Source organism: Pseudoxanthomonas sp. 134C1, assembly GCF_057773065.1.
This window is the reverse complement of record NZ_JBYMTH010000006.1, coordinates 196,721-208,715: the sequence shown is the minus strand read 5'-3', so window position 1 is coordinate 208,715 and position 11,995 is coordinate 196,721. Positions and strand designations below refer to the sequence as shown.

The 11,995-nt window shown below is 66.7% G+C and carries 12 protein-coding genes; 2 read left to right on the top strand and 10 right to left on the bottom strand.

Annotation, left to right across the window (positions count from 1 at the left end; translation table 11 throughout):
* Window positions 1-52 precede the first annotated feature (52 nt).
* The 4 genes from AC3DEZ_RS13435 to AC3DEZ_RS13420 all read right to left on the bottom strand — a co-directional run bounded on the left by AC3DEZ_RS13435 (window position 53) and on the right by AC3DEZ_RS13420 (window position 4,457).
* The gene (locus AC3DEZ_RS13435; RefSeq protein WP_447102417.1) at window positions 53-1,270 is read right to left on the bottom strand and encodes a flagellin; all 1,218 of its coding nucleotides are present in this window, start codon (window positions 1,268-1,270) and stop codon (window positions 53-55) included.
* 79 nt (window positions 1,271-1,349) lie between these two features.
* The gene (locus AC3DEZ_RS13430) at window positions 1,350-2,591 is read right to left on the bottom strand and encodes a flagellin (RefSeq protein WP_488388664.1); all 1,242 of its coding nucleotides are present in this window, start codon (window positions 2,589-2,591) and stop codon (window positions 1,350-1,352) included.
* A 413-nt stretch (window positions 2,592-3,004) separates the two neighbouring features.
* Complete coding sequence (locus tag AC3DEZ_RS13425; protein ID WP_488388663.1) at window positions 3,005-3,625, bottom strand: hypothetical protein; 621 nt, start codon at window positions 3,623-3,625, stop codon at window positions 3,005-3,007.
* Entirely contained in the window at window positions 3,603-4,457 is an 855-nt protein-coding gene (locus AC3DEZ_RS13420) for a hypothetical protein (protein ID WP_488388662.1), read from the bottom strand. Before AC3DEZ_RS13420 ends, AC3DEZ_RS13425 begins: the two co-directional genes overlap by 23 nt.
* Before the next feature lie 145 nt (window positions 4,458-4,602).
* Here AC3DEZ_RS13420 and AC3DEZ_RS13415 point away from each other — a divergent pair, with 145 nt between their 5' ends.
* A complete protein-coding gene (locus AC3DEZ_RS13415) occupies window positions 4,603-4,986 on the top strand; it encodes a hypothetical protein (RefSeq protein ID WP_488388661.1) in 384 nt (127 codons plus the stop codon).
* Window positions 4,987-5,264: 278 nt separating this feature from the next.
* On the opposite strand, the gene AC3DEZ_RS13410 is transcribed toward AC3DEZ_RS13415, so the two are convergent.
* On the bottom strand, window positions 5,265-5,891 hold the full coding sequence (locus tag AC3DEZ_RS13410; protein ID WP_447102412.1) for a TetR/AcrR family transcriptional regulator: 627 nt from the start codon (window positions 5,889-5,891) through the stop codon (window positions 5,265-5,267).
* Between the two features lie 4 nt (window positions 5,892-5,895).
* A complete protein-coding gene (locus AC3DEZ_RS13405; RefSeq protein WP_141452611.1) occupies window positions 5,896-6,153 on the bottom strand; it encodes an acyl-CoA-binding protein in 258 nt (85 codons plus the stop codon).
* Window positions 6,154-6,297: 144 nt separating this feature from the next.
* Here AC3DEZ_RS13405 and AC3DEZ_RS13400 point away from each other — a divergent pair, with 144 nt between their 5' ends.
* Window positions 6,298-8,286: an SDR family oxidoreductase gene (locus tag AC3DEZ_RS13400; RefSeq protein ID WP_488388660.1), complete on the top strand. Its 1,989-nt coding sequence runs from the start codon at window positions 6,298-6,300 to the stop codon at window positions 8,284-8,286.
* 161 nt (window positions 8,287-8,447) lie between these two features.
* Here the strand turns inward: AC3DEZ_RS13400 and AC3DEZ_RS13395 are convergent, their stop codons facing one another.
* The 4 genes from AC3DEZ_RS13395 to AC3DEZ_RS13380 all read right to left on the bottom strand — a co-directional run bounded on the left by AC3DEZ_RS13395 (window position 8,448) and on the right by AC3DEZ_RS13380 (window position 11,979).
* Window positions 8,448-8,861, bottom strand: coding sequence for a group II truncated hemoglobin (locus tag AC3DEZ_RS13395; protein ID WP_488388659.1), 414 nt, complete (start codon window positions 8,859-8,861; stop codon window positions 8,448-8,450).
* Entirely contained in the window at window positions 8,846-9,784 is a 939-nt protein-coding gene (locus AC3DEZ_RS13390; protein WP_488388658.1) for a restriction endonuclease, read from the bottom strand. The genes AC3DEZ_RS13395 and AC3DEZ_RS13390 overlap by 16 nt, the downstream gene beginning before the upstream one ends.
* A 286-nt stretch (window positions 9,785-10,070) precedes the next feature.
* Window positions 10,071-10,655 (bottom strand): phasin family protein, encoded by a 585-nt coding sequence (locus tag AC3DEZ_RS13385; protein ID WP_488388657.1) that lies wholly within the window; start codon window positions 10,653-10,655, stop codon window positions 10,071-10,073.
* A gap of 82 nt (window positions 10,656-10,737) precedes the next feature.
* Window positions 10,738-11,979, bottom strand: coding sequence for a patatin-like phospholipase family protein (locus AC3DEZ_RS13380; protein ID WP_447102406.1), 1,242 nt, complete (start codon window positions 11,977-11,979; stop codon window positions 10,738-10,740).
* Between the last annotated feature and the right edge of the window lie 16 nt (window positions 11,980-11,995).

The window sequence follows — 11,995 nt, the reverse complement described above, 5'->3', positions numbered from 1 at the left end:
GCCTGGCCGGGGCGGACGGGGAAAGAGTCCGCCCCGGCTTTGTTCTCCGTGATTAGCGGAGCAGGCTGAGGACGTTCTGCGGCACCTGGTTGGCCTGGGCCAGCATGGCCGTGCCGGCCTGCTGCAGGATCTGGGTGCGGGTCAGTTCGGCGGTTTCCTTGGCGAAGTCCGTATCGCGGATGCGGCTGCGCGAGGCGGCCAGGTTCTCCGAACTGGTCTGCAGGTTGGCGACCACCGAGGTGAAGCGGTTCTGGATGGCACCGAGGTCGGCGCGCGCGCTGTTGACCGAGGTCAGCGCCTTGTCGACGATCTGCAGCGCCTTCTGCGCACCCGAGAAGGTGGAGATGTCCAGGTCGTCCACGAACTTGGAGTCGGTCGCGGCGATGGCGGTGTTGGTCAGCGTGCCGCCGGCCAGCGTGCTGGTGATCTGATCACCCACCTTGCCTTCCTTCCAGGACGAGAACGCAACCGCACCGGTGGTGGTGTTCACTTCCGCGGTGATGCCGGTGTCGCCGGTCTTGGCGTTCACGGCGGCCGCGATCGCGGAGCCCTTGGCGACCTGGCTGGCCGTGGCCGCTTCGGCCGCGGTCGCGTAGGTGGCGCCGGAGGCGGCGATGTCGATGGCCGCGAAGCTGGTGGTGGTGCCGCCGTTGGTCACGGTGAACGCGGCGATGGTGCCGGCGTCATAGCTGTACGGGCCGGCGCCGGCGGTGGCGCTGGCGGTGGCGGTGAAGCTGGCCTGGGCGAACATCGAACCGCCCAGCGCTTCGGCCTTGGCGTTGACGACCTTGTCGATGGCGATGGCCTGGCCGGCGTTGGCGCCGACCTGGAACAGCTGGCTGGAGAACGAACCGTCCAGCAGCTTGCTGCCGTTGAAGTCGGCCTGCTTGGCGACGCGGTCGATTTCCGAGGTCAGCTGCTTGACTTCCGCATTCAGCGCGGCGCGATCCGACGACGAGTTGGTCGCGTTGGCGGACTGCACGGCCAGTTCGCGGATGCGCTGCAGGTTGTTGCCGATTTCGGTCAGCGAACCTTCCGCGACCTGGGCCAGCGAGATGCCGTCGTTGGCATTGCGCACGGCCACGTCCAGGCCCCGGATCTGGGTGCTGAAGCGTTCCGAGATGGCCAGACCGGCGGCGTCGTCCTTGGCGCTGTTGATGCGCAGGCCGGAAGACAGGCGCTGGATGGTGGTGGCCAACGAGGATCCGCTGGTGCCCAGGTTGCGCTGGGCGTTCAGCGAAATCGTGTTGGTGTTGATCACTTGTGCCATGAGTTCGACTCCTTGGGCGTTCTCTGCACGGGGAACGAGTTTTCAACGATTCCCCGCCGTGCCATCGGGGACGCGAGGGTTAACGTTGCAACAGGCTCAGGACGTTCTGCGGCACCTGGTTGGCCTGGGCCAGCATGGCCGTGCCGGCCTGCTGCAGGATCTGGGTGCGGGTCAGTTCGGCGGTTTCCTTGGCGAAGTCCGTGTCGCGGATGCGGCTGCGCGAAGCGGCCAGGTTTTCCGAGCTGGTCTGCAGGTTGGCGACCACCGAGGTGAAGCGGTTCTGGATGGCACCCAGGTCGGCGCGCGCGCCGTTCACCGCGGTCAGCGCCTTGTCGACGATCTCCAGTGCCTGCTGGGCGCCGGCGAAGGAGGTGATGTCCAGATCCTTGACGAAGCTGCCGGTGACGCCGGTCAGGGCGCCGCCGTTGGTGCTGGTCTGGGTCAGGCCGATGTTGGCCAGGGTCGCCGGGGTGGCGCCGGTCACCGCCGGGCCGGCGAAGCCCAGGGCGAAGGTCTGGCCGGCCTCGACCGAGGTCAGGTTCAGCACGCCGGACTTCACGTCGGCGTAGACGCCGGTTTCGCCCAGCTTGGCGTTGACGGCCGCGGCCGTCGCCTGGGAGATGGATTGGCCGGCCTTCACTTCGAACGCACCGATGTTGACCGTGCTGGCGGCGCCGCCGCCCGGCGGGGTCACCGTCAGCTGCAACTGCGAGAACACGGTGTCGGCGGTGGCCAGGTCCTCATTGACCGCCGCGGTGCCGGCGTTGTCCAGCGCGGTACCCACGTAGACGTTGGCGAACTGCACGCCGCCCAGCGTCTGCGAGCGGGCGTCGACCACCTTGTCGATGGCGATGGCCTGGCCGGCGTTGGCGCCGACCTGGAACAACTGGCTGGTGAAGGTGCCGTCCAGCAGCTTGGTGCCGTTGAAGTCGGCCTGCTTGGCGACGCGATCGATTTCCGCGGTCAGCTGCTTGACTTCCGCATTCAGCGCGGCGCGGTCGGTCGAGGAGTTGGAGGCGTTGGCCGACTGCACGGCCAGCTCGCGGATGCGCTGCAGGTTGTTGCCGATTTCGCTCAGCGAACCTTCCGCGACCTGGGCCAGCGAGATGCCGTCGTTGGCATTGCGCACGGCCACGTCCAGGCCCCGGATCTGGGTGCTGAAGCGTTCCGAGATGGCCAGACCGGCGGCGTCGTCCTTGGCGCTGTTGATGCGCAGGCCGGAAGAAAGCCGCTGGATGGTGGTGGCCAGTGAAGTACCGCTGGTGCTCAGATTGCGCTGAGCGTTCAGCGACATCGTATTGGTGTTGATTACCTGTGCCATGGGTCGTCTCCTCTTATTTGGGTCCCGGCGTTGATGGAAAGAGGGTGCTGCCGGTTTGTTGGTTTGTTGGCTAGTCGCCCTCTGCTTGCGAAAGGGATAACGGCGTTGCCCCGGAAACCTTTAGTCCCGGGATTGAAATTCCGTGTGGAAAAGGCCAGGCCCTGGCGCGCGGCGCGCGCCTTATTCGGCAGGTCTCGGCGGAACTTTAGGGGCGGAAACCATCCGTCTCCGCCCTAGGGCGGAACCCGCTCCGTCGTCGGGAAATTCCAGGTGTGGAAGCCCCGCAGCCGGGCAAGCCCGGCTTTGCGGAGGGATATCGATATCCGCGGAACCGCGCGCAGCGCGTAGCGCGGAGTTCGCTTCGCCGCGGGATGTATCGGTATGGAAGCGGCCGCAGCCGGGCAAGCCCGGCTCTACGGAGCTCCGGGAATGGGCGCCTTGCGCCAGGCGTCGTCCGGATCGTCCAGCAGCGACAGTTCCGGCAGCCGATACTCGCAGCCGATCAGCACGCGCTGCTGCAGCCCCGGGCGTTCCTCGGTGTACAGGACCAGTGCGTGTTGATCGTCAAGCGGCCCGGACAGGGGCGCCTCGCTGCCGGCGAGGCTGGCTTCGAGTGCGCGGGCGACCTCGTCGGCGCTGCCGTCCACCACCATCAGCACGCGGTTGGCGGTGATGACCACCGCATCGCTCTGCTGGCCCCAGGCCTGCACCGGAACTTCCAGCCGATACAGATCCATTGGCGGATCTGAATATTGCCGCTCGGTCTGCACGAAATCATCGGGACGATCGCGGCGAAGACGCGCCAGCAGGCGCGCGACCTCCGGACCGCTCCGGCAGGTGAGGGCATCGAACAGCGGATCGTCGCCATCGGCGCGGGAGTCCCGGGCAGCATCCGTGGCCGGCGCCACGGTCGGCGCGACCGCGGGTGAGGGCGGCACAGGCGTGGCGGGATGCTGTTGCGCCCGCGCCGCTTCGCTGGTGCAAGCCAGCAGCAGCGCCAGCGCCAGAAACTTATTCGAGCTGCTCGTTCGCATGTCGGGCATCGAGGGCCTCCATGGCGTCGCGCGGTTTCAGCTTGCCGGCCTTCTCGAATGCCGCCGCCGCCGCGTCTTCCTTCTTGTCGCCGTACAGCAACAAAAGCACGTTGGCGTGCTCGACATGGGCGATGGGCGAATCGGGCGTCAGCTTCAACGCGGTCTTGATGTGCGATTCGGCCTCGGCGGCCTTGGCGCCATAGGTCAATCCACCAATCATCGCGCCGATCTTGTCGATGATCTCGGCGTGGTACAGCGCCAGCGCGGTATGCGCCTCGGCATGCTTGGGCGCCAGTTCCAGGGTGGCCTCCAGCGCTTCGCGCACCTTGCCGGCGATGCCCTGCTTGAGCGCCTTGACGATGCTCAGGCCCTGGCTGTAGCGGCCCAGCGCGAAGGCATGGCGGTAGTGGCTGTTGGCCTCGTCCGGCAATGCCTTGACCGCGGCCTCGGCCAGTTTGGCGGCGTGCTCGAAGCGTTTGAGTTTCTCGTCCTCGTCATCAACCAGATAGGTCGCATGGATACCCAGCGCCTTGACCGCCACCGAGGCGCCCAGCGGCCCGAGCGCCTGGCCAGCCTCGAACGCCGCCTGGAAGTCGCCGCGATGGAAGGCTCGCCAGGCGTCCTGCAATGTGGTCGCCAGCCCCGCGGCATCCTGGCCTTTGGCCGCCTTTCCGGCCGCTTCGATCAGCGCCTGGGTGCGCTTGGCGTCGGGGTAGGGCTCGGCATCGCCGGCGTGCAGCGCGGGCCAGGCCTTCTTCAGCGCATCACCGGCGTAGCCGAACGCCTTGGCGTCCAACGGAAACGCTGCCCATTTCGCCTGTTTGCCTGCCATGCCATACCTCCCTGGTTGGTTCGAATGAGCATGGCCGCAGCCATTGCCGCTGACAAGCCCCGCGCCGCTAGTGTGTTTGCTCGATGCCGCGGCTTCAGCATCGTTGCCGGAAGCCTGCCACCGTGGCCGGCGTCGAGGAGTCCCCATGACTGCCAGGAAGAAGACCACCCCGCGGGCCAAGGCCCCGGAACCGAACCTCCGCCATGTCTGGCTCGCCGGCCTCGGCGTGATCGCGATCGCGCGCCGCCGCGGCGCCCAGCGTCTGACGACGGCGAAGCAGGACATTGAACGCATCGTGCAGCGGGCACAGGCCACGTTGCGGGATGTGCGGGCGCAGGGCGAGGCGGGGGTTGGCCGGTTCGGCGCGGATGTCGAAACGCGGTTGGCGCCGGTATTGGACAAGTTGGGATTGGGTTCCAAGCTGGCGCCGAAGGGACGCCGCAAGCCGGCGGCCGCGAAGCAGGCTCGACCGGCGCCGCGGAAGCGGGTGGGTGTTGCGCGAAAGGCTGCGGGGCGCAAGCGGGCTTGATTCAGTAAGGCGGGTCTTGCTTCGCGGCTCATTGCATTGTCTTTGATCTATGGGCGCTTGCCAAAATGCCGAGCGTCCTGCGCGGCGCCTGCGGGTTTGCCTACAGGCGCCACCGGTGCGGATGTGGTCCGCAGGTGAAGAGCCGACGCCATGACCTCGTCTCTTCGGGCGCTTGCGCGGTGGGGTTATTGGTTTTCACCGATGGCAACCCCGCGTCAGCGCCCAACAGCTAATTCGGTAAAAAAGCCGAACGCAGCGAAACCAACCCCGCTAAACACTCAATCGACGTAAGCCGTCGTCAACGTATTCAGATGCACCCGCTCCGCATCCCGCAGGAACGGCGCCACCAGCATCATCACCTGCACGATGCCGTGCCGGATCGCGACCTGCTCATCCTTGTCCCCCCGCGCCGCCGCGTAATTCAGCCAGAACGTCGCCACCACCAGGATGTTGGTCGCCGTCGCCGCCAGTTCCGCCGCCGACGCACGCATCACCCCGGCCTGGCCGAGTCCCCGCATCACCGCGTGCGCGCTGTCGTCGGCGCGCTTGAGCAAACGCGCGAAGCGGATTCGCAGGCGCCGGTTGCGGCTCAGGATCTCGACCAGATCCCGGTACAGGAAGCGGTAGTCCCAGATGCACTCGAACACCAGATGCAACTGCAGCCAGATGTCCTCCAGTCCCGGCAACCGGTCCACCGGCGCGGTGAGGGCGACGTCCATCCGCTCCTCGTAGCGGGCGAACAGCTGCTCGATGATGTCGTCCTTGTTGCGGAAGTGGTAGTACAGGTTGCCCGGGCTGATCTCCAGCTCATCGGCGATGTGGTTGGTGGTGACGTGCGGCTCGCCCTGCACGTTGAACATCGCGAGAGACGCATCCAGGATGCGCTGGCGGGTGTCGCGCGCCACGGCTTCAGGCGGTCAGCTTCTTCACCAGGTCCACGTACTTCTTCTGCGCGTCCCCGGGGGCGGTGCCCTTGAGCTTGGCCCACGCTTCGTACTTGGCGGTGCCCACGAAATCGAAGAAACCGGGCTTGTCGCCCTTCACATCGCCCTCCGAACCCTGCTTGTACAGCGCGTACAGGCGCAGCAGGGTTTCGTTGTCGGGGCGTTCGGCCAGGCCCTGGATGTCGCGGGAAGCCTGTTCGAAAGCGGAATTCAGATCGGACATGAGGACTACCTCCCAATAGTGCCGGCATCACACCACGCGGGGCATGACCGGTCAATCGGGGCGGGATTGTGGAACCCAAACGGCTCTGGCAAGTTAGCGCGCAGGGCAGGCGGAGGGCCTGCCCGCCTACACGGGACGGTATCCATGAGCTACTTCGTCACCGGCGCCACCGGATTCATCGGCCGCTATCTGGTTTCCAACCTGCTCAAGCGGAGCGGCACGGTGTACGTGCTGGTGCGCAAGGATTCGCAGAAGAAATACGACGCCATCGCCAGGAAATCCGGCTGGGATCCGAAGCGGGTGGTGGCGGTGGCGGGCGACATGACCAAGCCGCGCTGCGGGTTGACCCCCGCCCAGCTGCGCAACCTGAGCGGCAAGATCAAGCATTTCTTCCACCTGGCCGCGGTCTATGATCTGACCGCAGGCGTGGAGGCCCAGCAGGCTGCCAACATCGACGGTACCCGGCATGCGCTGGACCTGGCGGCCGCGCTGAAGGCGCCGCTGTTCCACCACACCAGTTCGATCGCCGCGGCTGGCCTGTATCCCGGCATCTTCCGCGAGGACATGTTCGAGGAAGCCGAGGGCCTGGACGATCCCTACCTGCGGACCAAACACGATTCCGAGGCGATGGTGCGGCGGGAAACCCGCTTCAAATGGCGCATCTACCGGCCGGGCATGGTGGTCGGGCACTCGAAAACCGGCGAAATCGACAAGATCGACGGCCCGTACTACTTCTTCACCCTGATCAAGAAACTGCGGGAGCTGCTGCCGCAATGGGTGCCGGTGCTCGGCATCGAAGGCGGCCGCATCAACATCGTGCCGGTGGATTTCGTGGCCGACGCGATGGACCACATCGCCCACAAGCCCAAGCTGGACGGCCACACTTTCCACCTGACCGACCCGGAGCCGATGCGGGTGGGCGAGGTGCTCAACACCTTCTGCCGCGCCGGCCACGCGCCGGAGATGACCATGCGGCTGGACGCGCGCATGTTCGCCTTCGTGCCCAGCGGCATCCGCGCGGCGGTCGGCAACCTGCCGCCGGTGCGGCGCTTCATCGGCATGCTGCTGCGCGACTTCAAGATTCCGAAGGAAGTCCTCAAGTTCATCACCTATCCGACCCGTTTCGACAGCCGCGAGACCGAGCGTGCGCTCAAGGGCACGAACATCGCGGTGCCGCGCCTGGACGAGTACGCCTGGCGACTTTGGGACTACTGGGAACGGCATCTGGACCCGGACCTGTTCGTGGACCGCTCGCTCAAGGGCAAGGTGCGCAACAAGGTCGTGGTCATCACCGGCGGTTCCTCCGGCATCGGTCTGTCCACCGCCCAGCGCGTGGCCGAGGCCGGCGCGGTGACGGTGATCGTGGCCCGCGGCGAGGAGGAACTGTTCAAGGCGCGCGACGACATGAAAGCCAAGGGCGGCAAGGTGTTCGCCTATACCGCGGATCTGGCGGACATGGCCGACTGCGACCGCCTGATCCGGCAGGTGCTGGACGAACATGGCCACGTTGACGTGCTGATCAACAACGCAGGGCGTTCCATCCGCCGCTCGATCGAGCTCAGCTACGACCGCTTCCACGATTTCGAACGGACCATGCAGCTGAATTACTTCGGCAGCCTGCGCCTGATCATGGGCTTCCTGCCGGGCATGACCCATCGCCGCAAGGGCCACATCATCAACATCAGTTCGATCGGCGTGCTGGCCAATTCGCCGCGCTTCTCGGCCTACGTCGCCTCCAAGGCGGCGCTGGATGCGTTCAGCCGCTGCACGCAGGGCGAGCTGTCGGGCAAGGGCATCAGCTTCACCACGATCAACATGCCACTGGTGAAGACCCCGATGATCGCCCCGACCAAGATGTATGACAGCGTGCCGACGCTGACCCCCGACGAGGCGGCGGATCTGGTGGTGAAGGGCATCATCGAGAAACCCAGCCGCATCGCGACCCGCCTGGGCATTTTCGCCGCGCTGGTCAATGCGGTGGCACCGAAGGCGTACGAGGTGATCATGAGCACGGCGTTCGAGCTGTTCCCGGATTCGGCGGCGGCCAAGGGGGATAGGCAGGCGCTCAAGGAGGCGGCGCCGAGCCAGGAACAGATCGCTTTCGCGGCGCTGATGCGGGGTGTGCATTGGTAGAGCGGAGTTTGCTCCGCTACTCCTGATATCTCTTGGGGTTTGAGAGGTAGTAGGCGCTGGCGCGCCATCGGTAAGAACCGACAGCGACCCGCGCGTCAGCGCCCAGAAGAGAAAGACAACAGCAGAGGAGCAAACCGAGATCTACACACGGCAAGCCATGTTCAGGCCCCCGTCCACCCCGTCGGCAACATCTGCCGATTCCGCATATGCAACGCCAGCGGCTCGATCCGGCTCCACAGGAACTCCTGCAGCTCCGCATCCTCCACCGTCTCCTGCATCGCCTGCTGGAAACACGCCAGCCAACCGCTGGCCTCGTCCATCCCGATCGCGAACGGCAGATGACGGGCGCGCAGCATCGGTGCGCCCCGGCGTTCGGTGAACAGCGGCGGGCCACCCAGCCAGCCACTCAGGAACTCGAACAGCTTCTGCTCACTGTCCGCCAGTTCCGGCGGATGGATCGCGCGCACCGCCTTGGCTTCCGGCAGGGTGTCCATCAGCGCATACATCCGCCGGGTCAACCGGCGTACGCCCGCTTCGCCGCCGATGCGCTGGTAGGGCGTCAGATCGTCTTGCATTGCCGCCAGCGTACCGGCTCCTTGCTGCCGGCCGGAGGATTGAGCTGCACGCGGACCGTGCGCAGGGCCGGATACAGTTCGACCTGCTGGCAGATCCGCGGCCAGATCGCGGTTTCATCGCCCTGGTAGTCCACGGACAGGGTCAGCCGGGTCTGCCAGACGCCGCGGACCACGCCCGGCGTGCCCGAGAGCGCGCGTGATACCGCCAGGCGCTGTTCCTGGAGTTCGGCTTCCGTGGGCTCGCGGTAGGCCACCACGTCGGCGCTGGCGGACGCGCCGGCCGGTTTCAGCGGTGGCGGGGCGATGGTCGCGGTCGAGTCGGCCGCGCCGAACCCGGAATTGGCCAGGGTGGTCGCCATCAGGGCGCCGAGCGTGATGCTGCCCAGCCAGCCGATGGCGATATGGCGCTTGGCGCGGGCGGCGGCCTGTCCGACGATCTGCTCGCGCAGGTCGGTCTCGACCAGCGGCGCCAGCTCGGTCCACAGGCGCGGGCCGTCCAGCACCTCGATGTTGTGTCCCTGGGCCGCGACGCGGCCTTCCTGCTCCAGTTGCCCCTCGGTGGCGAGGATGCCGCCGGTGGCATTGCCCAGGCGGACACTGGCGGCCAGTTCCTCCACCGGGGCCGCGCCGATGCGGTAGGCCGAACCGTGCTTGCACGACAGCAGCCATCGCTGGCCATCCCGGGTCAGCGGAAAGATGCCGCGCGGATCCCGGGTTTCGTCCGGCGCGGCGGCGACCACGACCATGCCGCGGCGTTCGAGCGCGCTGAGCACCAGCCGGGAAAATTCACGCCAGCGCAAGCCGGACAGGGCATGCAGGCCCGCCGCGATTTCATCGTTGCGGCGGCGGATCCACCATAGATAGGCACTGACGGCCACGCCGGTCAGCAGGGCAACGGCCAGTCCAGACAGCCAGAAGAGCATGAGTACCGCGTAATAGGTTTTTGGAGTTCGCGGATTCTAACCAAGCGGTGGGCAATTCGCTGTCAGGAAAACCAGTACAGCGCGGCACGGCATGGCGGGGGCGCGGGAAGAACGCGGGAACTTCGGCGGTCGCCGGACACGAAAAGGCCCGCCAGTCCGAAGTCGTAAGGGGAGGGGAGCATACGTACTTCGTGTGGACTGGCGGGCCCGGACTGATTGTTGCGCGATCCATGTTGCCTTGCAACAAGAAATTCGATCGAATTCCGGTTGCACCGGCGAGGTGCGTTCAGTCGCTGTTTTTCTTTGTCGCGCGCTTCGTCGTGGTGCGCTTGGCGGCGGTGGCGGCGCGCTTGGCGGGCGCTTTCTTCGCGGAGGCTTTCTTCACCGCGGGCGCGGCCTTCGTGCGGGCCGGCGTGCGCGCGGAAGGCACGCCCCCCAGACGGCGCAGTTCGGCATTGAGCGCATCGACACGGTCGATCAATGCACCGAGATCCTCGCGGCTCGGCACTTCCAGCCGACGCAGTGCGCGCTGCACGCGATCCTCGAACACCTTCTCCAGCCGGTCCCAGGTATCGGACGCGCGTTCACGGGCCTGACCGACCGTGCTTTCGACCGCGTCGCGCACCGCTTCGACCCGGCCGCCGGCCAGCTTGCGGGTGGTCTGCTCCAGCGACAGCCCTTCCTTGACCAGGGTCTCGAACAACTTGCTGCCTTCGGCCTGCGCGCGGCCGAACGCGCCGACACCCGCCAGCCAGACCTGCTGCGCGGACTCGCTGAGATTCTTCGAGAGGCGTTGCGCCTGCGCCTGCAGATTGTCCTGCTGGGCGGACGGGGCGGACTTCTTGCGGGCGGATTTCTTCAGGGTAGCCATGGGATTCCGTCAAGGGAGGAAAGGGACGTGGTCCAGAATCGCGGCCACGTCTAGAGTTTTCACACCAGCGCGGCAGCGGGGTTCAGACGCGTGCGGCGCGGTGCGTGGCGATCCACTGATCCACATCGTCCAGCGCACGCCGCAACCGCGCCGTGGCGTCGGTCATGCGCGGCGTGATGTCCAGGCCATCCAGGATGGAGCGTTGCGGATCATCGATGATGTCGTGGCGCAGGCGGATGCCGTGCGCGGCCAGCATCGGGCCCAGCACCGGCGCGCGCCGGCGCAGGTCCGCCAGGGTGTTGCGGTAGGCCAACTGGCAGACCCGGTGGCGCGAGGAAAAACTGAACAAGTTGGTGAAGAACAGTTCGCTGTCGCTGGCATTGGGTTCGAACACCAGTTGATCGATGTCCGGGTAGCGCAGCGGGTATTTTTCTAGGCCGATCTGCATGCGCGACTGCAACAGGGTGCGCAGCGTCTGCGACAACACCGCCGGCAGGCCGCCGCTGACCAGTCCGACCTGCTCGGCCTCGTCGGCCTGCGGGGCCGCGCGGGTGGCGTCGAACGGCACCAGCGGGTTGATGCCGATCATCAGGTCGATGTCGCGATCCAGCACCGTCGAGGCATGCATGGTCCGGCGCAGCGCGCCGTCGAGGAAATGACGACCACGGATTTCCACCGGCGGGTACAGGCCGGGTAGCGCCGCGCTGGCCTGTACGGCCTGCGAGATCGGCACGTCGTCCCAACCGCGTTCGCCGAAACGGACCGCCTCGCCGGTGTCCAGGTCCACCGCCACCACGAACAGATCCGCCCCCAGGGTGCGGAAATCATTGCTGCGGCCGCGCCGACTGAACACGTCGCGGAGGAAGTCCTCGACGCCGGCGTTGTCGAACAGGCCGGTGGGCACCAGCCCGCCGAAACGCAGGATCAGATCCGACCAGCGCACCGCCTTGCCGGGATTGCGCAGCAGGCGCTGGGCCCATTGCGCGTACAGGCCGGGCAGGCTGGCCAGCCGACGCAGATACTCGTTGACGTTGGGGCGCAGGAAAGTCTCGGGCCGGAATTCGGCGTCGTCGCTGGTGCCGGTGATGAAGATCCGGCAGATCTCCGCGGTACTCATCCGGTTGGCCAGCCCGGCGGCCAGGAACGCGCCGGAGCTTACGCCCACGTAGCAATCCAGCCGGGTCAGATCCAGTCCGTCCAGGGCCTCGTCCATGGCGCGCAGGGCGCCCAGTTCGTACATGCCGCCGATGGGGCCGCCACCGGCGATGGCCAGGCCGATCCGGCCGCCATCACCGCGCTTGCGGGCACTGTGGATGGAGAGCATGCGGTTCCCGCACAGG